The organism is Massilia sp. 9I, assembly GCF_902506415.1.
Taxonomy (GTDB): Bacteria; Pseudomonadota; Gammaproteobacteria; order Burkholderiales; family Burkholderiaceae_D; genus Telluria.
In genome coordinates this window covers 1,182,249-1,196,279 of record NZ_LR733275.1, presented here as the reverse complement: position 1 = coordinate 1,196,279, position 14,031 = coordinate 1,182,249, and the positions used below count along the sequence as shown (strand labels likewise).

Sequence of the window (14,031 nt, the reverse complement as noted above, 5' to 3'; positions counted from 1 at the left end):
GAGGAAGCACCATGAAACGCATCGTTCTGTTTTTAGCGACCAACCTCGCGGTCATGCTCGTGCTGAGCGCGAGCGCCAGCCTGCTGGGCGTGAACCGTTATCTCACCGCGAATGGCCTCGACCTCGGCATGCTGCTGGCCTTCGCCGCGCTGATGGGCTTCGGCGGCGCCTTCATCTCTCTGTGGATGTCGAAGCCCATCGCCAAGTGGTCGACCGGCGCCCGCGTGATCGCCCAGCCGTCCAACAGCACCGAAGCCTGGCTGCTGCACACCGTGGAAGCCCAGGCGCGCGCGGCCGGCATCGGCATGCCGGAAGTCGCGGTCTACCAGGGCGCGCCGAACGCCTTCGCCACCGGCGCCACGAAAAACAGCTCGCTGGTGGCGGTGTCCACCGGCCTCCTGGAGTCGATGTCGCAGGAAGAAGTGGAAGCCGTGCTGGCGCACGAGGTGGCGCACATCGCCAACGGCGACATGGTGACGCTGACCCTGATCCAGGGAGTGGTGAATACCTTCGTCGTGTTCCTGGCGCGCGTGGTGGGCTACCTGGTCGATTCCATGCTGCGCAAGAACGACAACGAGCAGTCCGGCCCCGGCATCGGCTACATGGTGACTGTGATCGTGTGCGAGATCGTGTTCGGCATCCTGGCCAGCGTCATCGTGATGTACTTCTCGCGCCAGCGCGAATTCCGGGCCGATCGCGGCGCGGCGCGCATCCTTGGCCGCCCGCAGCCGATGATCGCGGCGCTGCGCCGCCTCGGCGGCCTGGCCGAAGGCGAACTGCCGAAGAACATGGCGGCCTTCGGCATTGCCGGCAAGGGCGCACTGGCGCTGTTCTCCAGCCATCCGCCGATCGAGGCGCGCATCGCGGCCTTGCAGGCGCAGTAAAAGAGGCGACGCCCGCAGCGCCCCGGCTCAGGCCTGGGTGCGCGGGGTGCGCCGGCGGTCGCGCTGGCGGAAGTGATGGGGCGAGCACAGCACCCTGAGCGCCACCGGACGCGGCACCCCGACCTGTTCCATGAACAGCAGGGCAGGGTGGACGCCGTAGCGGGCGCACAGTTTCAATCCTTCGTCGACCTGTCCGGCGGTAACCAGGTCAGTGCGTGCATCCTTGTTGCATTGCTCAACCATGCCTTCCTCCATGCAAGCCAAGGATGCTAGCAGAGCTGAAATCACACTTGAAGTGATTTCTCAAGACTTTATCGCAACTGGATGATTTAGTAGCTTATTCGCAAAAATTGCTAGTGTGCCATTGCACACTTTACGCGCTGAAGCGCTCGACCGCTTCGCGCAGGGCCAGGCCGCCGCCGCCGATCAGCAAGGCGAAATACAGCATGGTCAGCACATTGCTGAAGTGGCCCAGCAGCACGCAAATGCCGTCGCGCTGGAGCAGGCCGATGGCCAGCAACAGCAGGGCCACCGCGGGGAAGGTATTGCTGAACGGGATCAGGCCGAAGGGCATCATCAAGAGCACAGCGCCCAGGATCAGGGCCGCGTTGTTCAGGTGCTGGACGGGACCGTTCGCGACCACCCAGGCAAGGCGGTTGGGACGGCTCACGCGTTCGATCTTGTGCATCCAGGAGAGGGCCTTGCGCAGCAGCGGGCGCAGCTTGCGGGTGGCAATGGTCTTGTGCGCGATGCGCGAGGGAATCCACAGTTCGCGCCGGAGCAGGCGGCTCAGGCCGATCAAGAGGATCGCCGCACCGAACACGGTGCTCACGCCCGGAATCGACACGGGAATCAGGAACACCAGGGTCAGCAGGGCGGTCAGGATCAGCAGTCCGTCATTGCCGACGCGATGGATCAGCTCGCTGAGCGTGATGCCGGTGGGTGGCAGGGAGCGGACCAGGCCGCGGAGCTTTTTGGAAACCGGTTCGCCTTGCATGGGAAGAGATCGTCGTGGTTGGAGGGTGAGGGCGGCCAGCCCTTGGCGCCGGGGCAATAGTATAGCCCAGCACAGGGTCTGTTCCGATTGCGTGGCGCCCGATTTTCGCTAGCGCTTTGCCGGGCCGGATGCAGCCTCGGCGCGGCACTGTGCGATGTGGCGCTCGGCCTTGGGGAAGAAGGTCTCGGGCTCGCAGATCGAACCTGGCGGCGATATCTTGCACAGACCTACGATGAGGAAGTCAGTCACCGCCTCCGTGCAGGCGGGATGCCGGTCCAGCACGGCAGGACCCTGACGCTGTTGCCACTCGGTGAGGAAGCCCTGCACGCGTTCAAGCGCCGGGCCGAACCAGTTGCGGTCCTGGCTGGCCACCGCCTTGTCCATCTGCGGCAGCTCGCGTTCGAGCAGGGCGACTGTCGCGGCAGGGAAGCTGTCGGGCTGGCCGTCGGCAAGTGCAACTAGCGGACAGGCCAGCAGGAGCATGGCAATAACGCGTCGCACGGAGCTCAAGCTCGCCGCGCCGCTTCGATCTGCGCGATGTCGATCTTGCGCATGCTCATCATCGCTTCGAACACGCGCTTGGCCACGGCCGGATCGGGATCGGCGATGCCCTCGCTCAGCACGCGCGGGGTGATCTGCCAGTTCAGGCCCCACTTGTCCTTGCACCAGCCGCAGGCGCTTTCCTGGCCGCCGTTGTTGACGATGGCGTTCCACAGGCGGTCAGTCTCTTCCTGGTCCTCGGTGGCGATCTGGAAAGAAAAGGCTTCGCTGTGCGGGAAGATCGGTCCGCCGTTCAGGCCGATGCAGGGAATCCCGGCCACGGTGAAGGCGACGGTCAGCACGTCGCCCTGCTTGCCGGCCGGATAATCGCCAGGGGCGCGGAAAACCTGGTCCAGCGAACTGTCGGGGAAGGTGGCGGCGTAGAACTGCGCGGCGTCCAGCGCCGTACCGTTGAACCAGAGGCAAACCGTGTTCTTGCTGACCATGCTATTTCTCCGCTGTGAGGGTGTCGGGGATAGAGGACTGCGCTGCGCTCATCAGCATAGCGCAAGCTGAGGGTCCTCTTCCACCGAAACCTCAGTCCAGGTCGGAGGCGTCGTGGCGTTCCGGCACCTGCTCGTCCGGATTGCCGCGCACGCGGTTGACCTTGCGGCCGCGGATCACGGCCGGGCGGGCGGCGATCTCGTCGGCCCAGCGGCGCACGTGCTGGTACTCGTGCACGGACAGGAACTCGCCCGCCTCGTACAGCTCGCCGCGCACCATGCCGCCGTACCATGGCCAGATCGCCATATCGGCAATGGTGTAGTCGTCGCCCGCGACGAAGCGATGGTTCGCCAGCTGGCGCTCCAGCACGTCGAGCTGGCGCTTGGTTTCCATCGCGTAGCGGTCGATCGGGTACTGCAGTTTCTCCGGTGCATAGGCATAGAAGTGACCGAAGCCGCCGCCCACGAAAGGCGCCGAACCCATCTGCCAGAACAGCCAGTTCATGGTCTCGGCGCGCGCCGCGCCGTCTTTCGGAAGGAAGGCGCCGAACTTTTCGGCCAGGTAGACCAGGATCGAGCCGGATTCGAACACGCGCACCGGCTGCGCGCCGCTGCGGTCGACCATGGCCGGGATCTTCGAATTCGGGTTGATGTCGACGAAGCCGCTCGAGAACTGGGCGCCTTCGTTGATCTTGATGAGCCAGGCGTCGTATTCCGCGCCGCTGTGGCCGAGGGCCAGCAGCTCTTCCAGCATGATGGTCACCTTCACGCCGTTCGGCGTGGCCAGCGAGTACAGCTGCAGCGGGTGCTTGCCGACCGGGAGTTCGGCCTCGTGGGTGGCGCCGGCTACCGGGCGGTTGATGTTGGCGAAGGCGCCGCCGGAAGAAAGCGGCGGGGTCCAGACGGCGGGTGGAACGTAGGCTTCGGTCATGCTGGTCTCCTTGGTGCTGCCGGATCAAAACGACCATTCTAGCCGGGACATCCGGAACGCGTTTTATGGTCCCGAAAACACCGCCTTCATGCGTGCCGCATCAAAGCGGGCCGGGATGGATACGGGGGAGGGAAGGCGTGTTATGTTTCGCTGTTCAGTATTCCCGATGGAATTCCCATGCATGTAGAAGTCCCCAAATCCCATTCCTTCAAGGCCTTCACCGGCGAGTACGTGATGATCGTCGTGAGTATCATCACGGCGCTGGCGCTGGAAAGCGGTGTGCACCGCTACCACCAGAATCACCGGGCGCACGAGGCGGTCCGCAACATCGACGCCGAGCTTGTCGCGAACCTCAACGAGCTGCGCTCGGTTATCAAGCAGAACCAGGACCAGATCGCTAAAACCTCGAAGATGAAGGAAATCCTGCTGGCCGGGATCAAGGCCGGCAAGGCCGACAAGGAGGCCGTCAAGCTCGCGGTAGAGGTGAGTGGTGGAAATTTCGGCATCAATATGGTCACACCCTCGATCCAGCGCGAGGCATGGGACGTTGCCGTGGCTAACCAGGCGCTTACCTATGTCGACACGGAACGGCTGAAGCATTACGCGATGCAGTACGCGAACATGCGCGACTCGCAGCAGATGCTGTCAAACAAGGGCACCAGCCTGGTGGATTACACGCAGGTGGCGAATACCTTCAGCAGTTTCGAGCTGGGTGAAGTCGACGCACGCAGCGTCTACCGCGTTCTCACGCAGGTGAACTCGACCTACGAGGCAACCAACAGCCTGTTGAAAGGGTTGGAAAAGCTGCTGGTCGAGGAGCAGGAGAAAACGGCGAAGCTGGAACACTGAGCCGGCGTCGCCACAAAAGAAAAACCCCGCCTGAGCGGGGTTTTTTGTTGGCTAAGCAGGCTTACACGAAAGCCGCCAGCGCGCCCTTCATTTTCTTCAGCGCGGCCGATTCGATCTGGCGGATGCGCTCGGCCGACACGCCGAACTCTTCGGCCAGCGTGTGCAGCGTGGCGCCCGAACCGTCGTCGTTGGCCAGCCAGCGCGCTTCGACGATACGGCGCGAACGCGGGTCCAGCTTCGACAGCGCGGTTTCCAGGCCTTCCGACTGCAGGCGGTCGACCGCCTCGGCTTCCAGCACGCGGGTCGGTTCCGACTGCTCCGACGACAGGTAGGCGATCGGCGCGAACTTGTCGTCTTCGTCGTCGGTCGGCGATTCGAGAGCGATGTCGCGGCCCGACAGGCGGGTTTCCATCTCGATCACTTCTTCACGCTTGACGTCGAGCATCTTCGCCAGTTCGTCGACCTGAGCCGGGGACATCGTGTCCAGGCCCACCTTGTTGCTGCGCAGGTTGAAGAACAGCTTGCGCTGGGCCTTGGTGGTTGCGACCTTCACCAGACGCCAGTTCTTCAGGATGTATTCGTGCATCTCGGCCTTGATCCAGTGCATCGCGTACGAAACGAGACGCACGCCCTGGTTCGGGTCGAAGCGTTTGACGGCCTTCATCAGGCCAATATTGCCTTCCTGGATCAGGTCAGCGTGCGGCAGGCCATAGCCCAGGTAGCCACGCGCGATCGACACCACCAGGCGCAAGTGCGACAGCACCAGCTTCTGGGCGGCGTCCAGGTCATTCTTTTCCCGCAGCGACTTCGCCAGCGAAACTTCTTCTTCCTGGGTCAGCATCGGCAGGCGGTTGACGGCCGAGATATAGGCGTCGATGTTGCCGAGATTGCCAGTGAAGCCCAGATTCAGGGCGCGACTGCCGGCAGGAACCAATGCGGATTGTGCGGACATGTTCATTTCCCTCTCAATGATCTTGCTGCATCCCTAATGTGCCACCGACACATGCCGGGTAACACCAGCGTTACTGCTTGTTACTTGGATGCTTTCCTTGATTTCGCTGTATTCGAGACATATATTAGCACTCTCCATGGGTGAGTGCTAGGCAAGCCATCGATTTAACGAAATCGATTAAGTTTGGCTAAAGTATTGCCTTTAGGAATCAAAATCGCGTCGATTCCACTGTAGAGCAGGCGACCCGCATTTTGTTGATTCAGCTCAAAAGTGAGCGAAAACAGGCTGGAAAACGCATTAAGGACAGGTTAAAGGCCGGAGGAACGTCCTTCTGTTGGATGGCGCACCTTCGCTGGGGACGCACTGTAGGATTTCAAGCCGTCTGGACGTCAGTACGGTCGGCTAAGCCATTCGGGAGAGGCTGCGGACGGCGCTGCCGTCCGCAATGGATTACTGCACGCGCGCCAGGTGGCGCTGCACCGACAGCATGGCGCCGATCAGGCCGAGGCCGGCGCTGATCGCCAGCACACCCGCGGTTTCCAGCGCCCCGAGCGGGGTCAGCTGGAATTCCGACGCATACAGTCTTGCAAATTCGGCAATCGCGCCGTTCAGCGGGTTCAGCGCCAGCATGACCGCACCGAGCGCCACCGCGCCCGCACACAGGCCGAGCAGGGCGCCGGTGTAATAGAAGGGGCGGTGGATGAAGTTGTCGGTCGCGCCGAGCAGCTTCGACACGGCGATCTCTTCCTTCTGCGTCAGCACCTGCAGGCGGATGGTGTTGAACACCACCGCGATCACCACCACGCCCAGCGTCACCGCCAGCAGCAGCAGGGCCAGGCGCAGGATGCCCAGCAGGGCGGCCAGGCGCTTGACCCAGGCCGAGTCGACCTGCACGGTGTCGATGCCGGGCAGGGCGCGCAGCTGTTCGGTGATGGCGTCCACCTGGCTGGCTGCGCCGCTGCCGGCCAGCTTCATCACGTAACTGTCGGGCAGCGGATTGTCGCCGAGGGTGTCGAGCACGTCGCTCAGGCCGCTCTTTTCCTTCAGCGAGGCCAGCGCTTTCTCGCGCGGTACGAAGGCAACTTCGGCCTTGCCGGCGGCGGCGAGGATCGAACGGATGCGCGGCTGCAGGCTTGTCGCTTCTTCGCGCGTGGCTTCCGCCTTCATGAACAGGCTGATCTCGGGATCGACCGACAGCTGTTCGGACAGCGGACGCACGTTGTCGAGCAGGGTGATGCCGGCGAAGGGCAGCATCAGGGCAAAGGCGACCACGAGCACGTTGAACAGGAAGCTGCCCGGCGACTTGCGTACCGTGGACAGCGCCGCGCCGAACGCGAAGCGGTGCTGGCGGAACCAGGGGCTCATGCTGCACCTCCGACGAGTTGGCCGTGCTCGAGGCGGATCACGCGCGCCGCGGCGCTGTCGAGCACCTGCTCGTCGTGGGTCGAAATCACGCAGGTCACGCCGACGGCGTGGAAGGCGCGCAGGGCATCGAGCACCTTGTCGGCCGCAACGCGGTCGAGGTTGGCGGTCGGCTCGTCGGCCAGGATGATCTGCGGACGGTTGACGATGGCGCGCGCGATCGCCACGCGCTGCTGCTCGCCGCCGGACAGTTCCAGCGGCATCGCCTTGACGCGATCAAGCAGGCCGACCTTGTCGAGTGCCGCGCGGGCGCGCTGTTCGGCTTGCCCCTTGGGTGCACCGGTGACGAGCAGCGGCAGCATCACGTTGCCGAGGATGTTGCGGTCGTTAAGCAGGCGCTGGTGCTGGAAGATCAAGCCCAGGTTGCGGCGCAAGAAGGGGATGCCGGCCTTGCGGATGCGGCCGATGTCCTGTCCGTTGACGGTGACGATGCCGCTGGTGGGACGCTCGACCGCGGCCACCATCTTCATCAGGGTCGACTTGCCGGCGCCGGACGGGCCGGCCAGGTAGACCAGCTCGCCCTTCGCGATGTTGAGGGAGACGTCACGCAGCGCGTAGGCGTCGGGAGAGTATTGTTTGGAGACGGTCTGGAATTCGATCATCGGCCATCAACCCAGCAGCGCTTCGACGAATTCTTCGGCATTGAACGGCTGCAGGTCGTCCAGCTTCTCGCCCACGCCGATGAAGTACACCGGCACCGGACGGGTGCGCGCGATCGCCGCCAGCACGCCGCCCTTGGCGGTGCCGTCCAGCTTGGTGATCACCAGGCCGGTGAGCTGCAGCGCATCATCGAAAGCCTTCACCTGGGCCAATGCGTTCTGGCCGGTGTTGCCGTCGATGACCAGCAGCGTTTCGTGCGGGGCGCCGTCCATGCCCTTGCCGATGACGCGCTTGATCTTCTTGAGTTCTTCCATCAGGTGCAGCTGGGTCGGCAGGCGGCCGGCGGTATCGACCATGACCACATCGAGGCCGCGCGCCTTGCCCGACTGGACGGCATCGAAGGCGATCGCGGCCGGGTCTCCCGAGGCCTGCGAGACGACGGTGACGTTATTGCGCTGGCCCCAGACCATCAGCTGCTCGCGCGCGGCGGCGCGGAAGGTGTCGCCGGCGGCCAGCAGCACCGACTGGTCGAAGCGCTGCATGTGCTTGGCCAGCTTGCCGATGGTGGTGGTCTTGCCGGCGCCGTTCACGCCCGAGATCATCATCACCAGCGGTTCATGGCGGCCCAGTTCGAGTGGCTTTTGCAGCGGGCTCAAGAGCTCGACCATGAGCTCCTTGAGCGCGGCCTTGACCTGGGCGGCGTCCAGCAGCTTGTCTTCCTTGACCTTGCGGCGCAGTTCGTCCAGCAGGTACTGGGTGGCGTCCATGCCGGCGTCCGACATCAGCAATGCGGATTCGAGTTCCTCGTACAGGTCTTCGTCGATGCGCGCGCCGACGAACAGCAGCGACAGATTGCTCGAGGTCTTGGACAGGCCGGCCTTCAGGCGCGTCATCCACGAACGCTTTTGTTCGGCTTCGGTGGTCGGGCGTTCCGCGGTTTCCGGGAACAGCTCGCCGATGTCGGCGGTGGCGGCCGATGCGGCGGGCACGGGCGCTGGGGTTGGAGTCGGGGCTGGAGTCGGAGTCGGGGCCAGCGGTGCGTCCAGCGCACCCGGCACGAACATCGGCGCCGCTGCGGGAGCCGATGCCGCTTCTTGCGGCTCCGCGACGTCCGTCTCCGGCTTCTTTCTCTTGAAGAAACTAAACATATATTGGGGCGAATCCTGCGGACGATGCCGGCGCAAGCCGGCGATGAAAAAAGTAGCGAATATTTTACCAGAGCAGCAAGACGCTTCCTCCAGCAGGGCGGGGAGACGCAAGAAGATGCGACGAAGGAACTATTTGTTGTGTTATTGCTGAAACCGACTGGCTACTCAACAGTGCGAGTCTGGAAAACGATTGCGACTTGCGTTAAATTGAACACAGAGAGAAAACCACAAAAGACAACGGGGCAAACCGTGAAAATATCCAATTTTCTGAAGCGCCTCATCTACGGCGACAACGCCACGGATGGCAGCGCTGCAAACATGCGCAATATTATCGTGTGGGCGTTCATCGCCCTCGTCGCATTGTTTCTGACCAACCCATCGGGTGAGCAGGTCAGTTTCTTCGACAAACCGATTCCGCTGCCGGCAGAACTGGGTCTGGGGCAGTAAGCAGCCACGGACGCTCTTCGGGGAGAGCGGCCGCAGCAGCATGGATTACTTGCCGGCTTTCGCCGCCGCGGCCGTCTTGCGGATGGTTTCGAGCGTCGCGTTCGGCGTGATCAGGTTGCCGTCGTAGCGCAGTTCGATCACGGCCGGCAGCTTGCGTTCGTTCGCATGCGCCAGCGCGCGCTGCAGTGCGGGCGCGAATTCCTCGGTCTTCTCGACCACTTCGCCGTGGCCGCCGTAGGCGCGTGCCAGGCCCGCAAAATCCGGATTGTGCAAGGTCGTGCCCGATACGCGGCCAGGATAGTCGCGTTCCTGGTGCATGCGGATGGTGCCGAACATATTGTTGTTGAACACAAGGATGATCACACCGGCGCCGTATTGCACGGCGGTGGCCAGTTCCTGCCCGGTCATCATGAATTCGCCGTCGCCGGCGAAGGTCACCACGGTGCGCTGCGGGTCGATGATCTTGGCGGCGACGCCGGCCGGCACCGCATAGCCCATGGCGCCATTGGTCGGCGCCAGCTGGGTGCGCTTGCCGCCATAGCGGTAGAAGCGGTGCGCCCAGGTCGCGTAATTGCCGGCCCCATTCGTGATGATGGTGTCGCGCGGCGCCTGCCGCATGAGTTCCTGCACCACCAGCCACAGGTCGAGCGGCGCGGCGCCGTCGCGGAAGATCGGCGGCTGCGCCTGCCAGGCGGCCAGCTCGGCCTTGGCTTCTTCCACTTGTCCGGCCCAGGCCGAGGCGTCGACCGGCTCCATGGCCGCCAGCATGGCGCACACCTGCGCCGGACCGCTGGCGATCATCAGTTCGCCCTGGTACACGCTGCCCAGTTCGTCCGGGTCGGCGTGGATGTGAACCAGCTTCTGGCGCGGCACCGGCGACGCCAGCAGCGAGTAACCGCTGGTGGTCATCTCGCCCAGGCGCGGGCCGATCGCGATCACCAGGTCCGCTTCCTTCACGCGCGCAGCCAACTTGGGATTGATGCCGATGCCGACGTCGCCCACGTAGTTCGGATGCGCGTTGTCCAGCAGGTCCTGGAAGCGGAAGGTGCAGCCCACCGGCAGCTGGTTCGCTTCGGCGAAGCGGGCCAGGTCGGTGCAGGCTTGCTCCGACCAGGAGCCGCCGCCGAGCAGCACGATCGGGCGCTTCGCTTGGGCCAGCATGGCGCGCAGCTGGTCGATCTGCGCTGAGGAAGGCGCGGCCTGCACTGGCTGGTAGCGGCGCGCGTCGGCGACTTCCGCCTTCTTCACCAGCATGTCTTCCGGCAGCGCCAGCACCACCGGGCCGGGCCGGCCGCTGGTGGCGACCTGGAAGGCGCGCGCGATGTATTCGGGGATGCGGTCGGCGCGGTCGATCTGCGTGACCCATTTCGCCATCTGGCCGTACATGCGTCGGTAGTCGATTTCCTGGAAGGCTTCGCGGTCGATGAAGTCGCTGCCGACCTGGCCGATGAACAGGATCATCGGGGTCGAGTCCTGGTAGGCCGTGTGCACGCCGATCGAGGCGTTGGTCGCGCCTGGGCCGCGGGTAACAAAACAGATGCCCGGCTTGCCAGTCATCTTGCCGTAGGCCTCGGCCATGAACGCCGCGCCGCCTTCCTGCCGGTTGATCACGAAGCGGATATCCGAATCGTGCAGTGCATCCAGCACGTCCAGGTAGCTTTCGCCGGGCACGCCGAACGCGGTGTCGACGCCGTGGGTGTGGAGCGCATCGACCAGGATCTGGCCGCCGGTGCGGGAAGGGTGCGTCATGGTTCGGTCATCCTTGCAGGTTTGTCTATTCCTGAGCATTCTATGTGGATGAGGTGGGGAAGGATTTTGAAATGGCGACACGAAATTTCAGAAAACGTGGCCGTCTGGCGGGGTTGGGCGCGTCCAATCGGTTACAATGTTGGCCGTGAAGCAGGCCAGACAGTCGCTGGTCCTCATCTTCGGGTGAGGGCGGGAGGAAGGTCCGGACTCCATAGAGCAGGGTGACGGTTAACGGCCGTCCGCCGAAAGCCGCAAGGTATAAGGCGAGGAATAGGGCCACAGAGACGAGCGTATTAAGTTACGGTGAAACGCGGTAACCTCCACCTGGAGCAATTCCAAATAGGCACGCGTTGATGTTGCTCGCGGAGCGTGCGGGTAGGAAGCTTGAGCGCTGGAGTAATCCAGCGCCTAGAGGAATGGCTGTCATAGGGGCGTCCCGCAAGGGAAACCACTACACAGAATCCGGCCTATCGGCCCGCTTTACTTGAATTCGACGGTCTCTCCCCGGACCGCGCCCTCGCGAGACGACGATGCAGCAATACATCCTTGCCCTCGACCAGGGCACCACCAGCTCGCGCGCCATCCTGTTCGGCCGGGCAGGCCAGCCGGTCGCGAGCAGCCAGCACGAATATCCCCAGCACTTCCCCCAGCCCGGCTGGGTCGAGCACGATGCGCTCGACATCTGGCACAGCCAGCTCGCCTGCGCGCGCGAGGTGCTGCGCCAGGCCGGCGTTCAGGCCAGCCAGGTCGCCGCGATCGGCATCGCCAACCAGCGCGAGACCACGGTGCTGTGGGACCGCGCCACCGGCGAACCGGTGGCGCGCGCCATCGTCTGGCAGGACCGCCGCACCGCCGCCATGTGCGACCGCCTGCGCGAAGAGGGCAAGGCCGCCGAGATCCAGGAACGCACCGGGCTCGAAGTCGACGCCTATTTTTCCGCCACCAAGCTGCAATGGCTACTCGCGCAGGTGCCGGGCGCGCGTGAACGCGCCGAGCGCGGCGAGCTCGCCTTCGGCACCGTCGACAGCTGGCTGGTCTACCGCCTGTGCGGGCGCCACGTCACCGACGCCAGCAACGCCTCGCGCACGATGCTTTTCAATCTCCACACGCTGCGCTGGGACGAGGCGCTGCTGGCCCTGTTCGACATTCCGCAGGGCGTGCTGCCGGAGGTCGTGGCCAGCTCGGAAGTGGTGGGCCTCGCAGCCGAGGAATGGTTCGGCGCGGCGATTCCGATCGCGGGCATCGCGGGCGACCAGCAGGCCGCGACCTTCGGCCAGGCCTGCCACCGCAAGGGCTTGGTCAAGAACACCTATGGCACCGGTTGCTTCATGCTGATGCATGCCGGCGCCACGCCGCCGCGCTCGCACAACCGTCTGCTGTCCACCGTCGGCTGGACCGTGAACGGCGCCACCGACTACCTGTTGGAGGGCAGCGTCTTCATGGGCGGCGCCACGGTGCAGTGGCTGCGCGACGGCCTCAGGATCATCAAGCAATCGCAGGACGTCGAGGCGCTGGCCCTGAGCGTGCCGGACAGCGGCGGCGTGATGCTGGTGCCGGCCTTCACCGGCCTCGGCGCGCCGCACTGGGACCAGTACGCGCGCGGCACCATCGTCGGCATGACGCGCGGGACCACGGCAGCCCACATCGCGCGCGCCGCGGTCGAGGCGATCGCCTACCAGAGCGCCGAGCTCCTGGTGTCGATGCAGAAGGACGCCGCCTGCGCCGTGACCGAGATCCGCGCCGACGGCGGCGCCGCCCGCAACGACCTCCTGATGCAGTTCCAGGCCGACCTGTTAGGGGTGCCCGTGCTGCGTCCGCGCGTCACCGAGACCACGGCGCTGGGCGCGGCTTACCTGGCGGGACTCGCGGTCGGCTATTGGGACAGCGTGGACGACATCGCGCGCCAGTGGCAGGTCGAACGCCGCTTCGAACCAGGGATGGACGCGGGACGGCGCGCGGAACTGATGGCGCGCTGGGGCAGGGCGGTTGAACACGCGAAGGGCTGGGCGCAAGTGTAAATGCGCCCCGGCTTGCGCAACTGGCGCTGCCCGAACGCAGTTCGCGCCGGCCGGATGCACTTCGTCGCAAGGGGCGGCGCCGAACCCGTGGCCTGGTTAAGGTGACGACACTTTCATCTCGTCGGAGCCTAGCATGTCGCAAATCCTCACCCATACCCCGGTCTATGTCTGGGCCATCCTCGCCTTTCTGGTCTTTCGCGGCGTGCTGGCGCTGCGCGAGCGCGACATCACCATTACCCGCATGACGATCATCCCGGCCGTGATGCTGGTGCTGGCGCTGCAGTCGATCGGCGCGCGCTTCGGCCTCGGTTCGGTGGCGATGGCGGCCTGGCTTGCCGGCACCGCCCTCATTGCCCTGCAGCGCTGGACCTTCGGCGGCAGCCGCGTCACGGCCGGCAGCGTGCCGGGCAGCCTGCGCATCCGCGGCAGCTGGACGCCGCTCCTGATGATGCTGTCGGTGTTCGTGATCAAGTATGCGATGGCGGTGGTGCAGGCGGTGCAGCCGCAGGTGGCGCTAGGCGCCGGTTTCGCAGTGGGCACTTGTGGCCTGCTCGGACTGTGCAACGGTTACTTCCTGGGCCAGCTGGCGCGCGACATTGCCGCCGCTCGCGCCTATGCCATCGACTCGCCTGCGCCGGCAGCTGCTAACATGCGCTGATTGGCTCGTGGAGGCGGTATGGCGGTTCGGGAACAGTCCTGAGCGGCAGGGCCCAAGCGTGTTCCGGGCACGCTCGCGCTTCCCGTATCATCGGCATGACGACAGCTTCGCAAGGAGAAGGACATGCTGAAACTAGGAGACACCGATCCCCGCCTGATCGACAAGCTCGGCACACTCGCGGCCCGAGTGGTCGAAGACGCATTGGCTTCCGGGCTGACCTGGGATCAGGCCATTGTCGCCCTCGGCGTCGCCGCCAAGGCGATGTCGGCCAAGGCCGCCACGCAGGGCGGCGCGTCGCCCGCCGACTATGCGCTGCACGCGGAGAAGCGCCTCAAGGAGGGCATGGATCGGAGCGCCGCGGTGCTCCAGGCCTACCTGCGCTGAGCATGCGGC

Annotated in this window: 16 protein-coding genes and 1 other RNA gene; 7 read left to right on the top strand and 10 right to left on the bottom strand. The window is 64.8% G+C overall.

Going from position 1 to position 14,031, the window contains the following annotated elements:
- Positions 1–11: 11 nt before the first annotated feature.
- A complete protein-coding gene (htpX, locus tag GV068_RS05385) occupies positions 12–884 on the top strand; it encodes a protease HtpX (protein ID WP_159696355.1) in 873 nt (290 codons plus the stop codon).
- 27 nt (positions 885–911) lie between these two features.
- On the opposite strand, the gene GV068_RS05380 is transcribed toward htpX, so the two are convergent.
- The 5 genes from GV068_RS05380 to yghU form a co-directional block, all read right to left on the bottom strand.
- The gene (locus tag GV068_RS05380; protein ID WP_159696354.1) at positions 912–1,127 is read right to left on the bottom strand and encodes a hypothetical protein; all 216 of its coding nucleotides are present in this window, start codon (positions 1,125–1,127) and stop codon (positions 912–914) included.
- Between the two features lie 130 nt (positions 1,128–1,257).
- Positions 1,258–1,881 carry an exopolysaccharide biosynthesis protein gene (locus GV068_RS05375; RefSeq protein WP_159696353.1) on the bottom strand — a complete coding sequence of 208 codons (624 nt, stop codon included), beginning with the start codon at positions 1,879–1,881 and terminating at the stop codon, positions 1,258–1,260.
- Between the two features lie 108 nt (positions 1,882–1,989).
- A complete protein-coding gene (locus GV068_RS05370; protein WP_159696352.1) occupies positions 1,990–2,382 on the bottom strand; it encodes a hypothetical protein in 393 nt (130 codons plus the stop codon).
- 5 nt (positions 2,383–2,387) lie between these two features.
- Positions 2,388–2,867, bottom strand: coding sequence for a VOC family protein (locus tag GV068_RS05365; RefSeq protein WP_159696351.1), 480 nt, complete (start codon positions 2,865–2,867; stop codon positions 2,388–2,390).
- Between the two features lie 91 nt (positions 2,868–2,958).
- Positions 2,959–3,795, bottom strand: coding sequence for a glutathione-dependent disulfide-bond oxidoreductase (gene yghU / locus GV068_RS05360; protein WP_159696350.1), 837 nt, complete (start codon positions 3,793–3,795; stop codon positions 2,959–2,961).
- Between the two features lie 177 nt (positions 3,796–3,972).
- On the opposite strand from yghU, the gene GV068_RS05355 reads away from it, so the two are divergent.
- Positions 3,973–4,644: a hypothetical protein gene (locus tag GV068_RS05355; RefSeq protein WP_159696349.1), complete on the top strand. Its 672-nt coding sequence runs from the start codon at positions 3,973–3,975 to the stop codon at positions 4,642–4,644.
- Positions 4,645–4,705: 61 nt separating this feature from the next.
- Here the strand turns inward: GV068_RS05355 and rpoH are convergent, their stop codons facing one another.
- The 4 genes from rpoH to ftsY all read right to left on the bottom strand — a co-directional run bounded on the left by rpoH (position 4,706) and on the right by ftsY (position 8,766).
- Positions 4,706–5,596: an RNA polymerase sigma factor RpoH gene (gene rpoH / locus GV068_RS05350; protein ID WP_159696348.1), complete on the bottom strand. Its 891-nt coding sequence runs from the start codon at positions 5,594–5,596 to the stop codon at positions 4,706–4,708.
- A 450-nt stretch (positions 5,597–6,046) separates the two neighbouring features.
- Entirely contained in the window at positions 6,047–6,961 is a 915-nt protein-coding gene (gene ftsX, locus GV068_RS05345) for a permease-like cell division protein FtsX (protein WP_159696347.1), read from the bottom strand.
- On the bottom strand, positions 6,958–7,620 hold the full coding sequence (locus GV068_RS05340) for a cell division ATP-binding protein FtsE (RefSeq protein ID WP_159696346.1): 663 nt from the start codon (positions 7,618–7,620) through the stop codon (positions 6,958–6,960). The genes ftsX and GV068_RS05340 overlap by 4 nt, the downstream gene beginning before the upstream one ends.
- Positions 7,621–7,626: 6 nt before the next feature.
- The gene (ftsY, locus tag GV068_RS05335; RefSeq protein ID WP_159696345.1) at positions 7,627–8,766 is read right to left on the bottom strand and encodes a signal recognition particle-docking protein FtsY; all 1,140 of its coding nucleotides are present in this window, start codon (positions 8,764–8,766) and stop codon (positions 7,627–7,629) included.
- 24 nt (positions 8,767–8,790) lie between these two features.
- Here ftsY and GV068_RS05330 point away from each other — a divergent pair, with 24 nt between their 5' ends.
- Positions 8,791–9,213, top strand: a complete 423-nt coding sequence (locus tag GV068_RS05330) for a hypothetical protein (RefSeq protein WP_159696344.1) — start codon at positions 8,791–8,793, stop codon at positions 9,211–9,213.
- A 45-nt stretch (positions 9,214–9,258) separates the two neighbouring features.
- Here the strand turns inward: GV068_RS05330 and GV068_RS05325 are convergent, their stop codons facing one another.
- A complete protein-coding gene (locus GV068_RS05325; protein ID WP_159696343.1) occupies positions 9,259–10,962 on the bottom strand; it encodes a thiamine pyrophosphate-binding protein in 1,704 nt (567 codons plus the stop codon).
- Between the two features lie 147 nt (positions 10,963–11,109).
- Between GV068_RS05325 and rnpB the strand changes: the two genes are divergently transcribed.
- The 4 genes from rnpB to GV068_RS05305 all read left to right on the top strand — a co-directional run bounded on the left by rnpB (position 11,110) and on the right by GV068_RS05305 (position 14,022).
- Positions 11,110–11,448, top strand: an RNA gene (rnpB, locus tag GV068_RS05320) — RNase P RNA component class A.
- A 44-nt stretch (positions 11,449–11,492) separates the two neighbouring features.
- Entirely contained in the window at positions 11,493–12,980 is a 1,488-nt protein-coding gene (glpK, locus tag GV068_RS05315; RefSeq protein WP_159696342.1) for a glycerol kinase GlpK, read from the top strand.
- 133 nt (positions 12,981–13,113) lie between these two features.
- Positions 13,114–13,638: a DUF6622 family protein gene (locus GV068_RS05310; protein ID WP_159696341.1), complete on the top strand. Its 525-nt coding sequence runs from the start codon at positions 13,114–13,116 to the stop codon at positions 13,636–13,638.
- Between the two features lie 123 nt (positions 13,639–13,761).
- A complete protein-coding gene (locus GV068_RS05305) occupies positions 13,762–14,022 on the top strand; it encodes a hypothetical protein (RefSeq protein ID WP_159696340.1) in 261 nt (86 codons plus the stop codon).
- Positions 14,023–14,031: the final 9 nt, after the last annotated feature.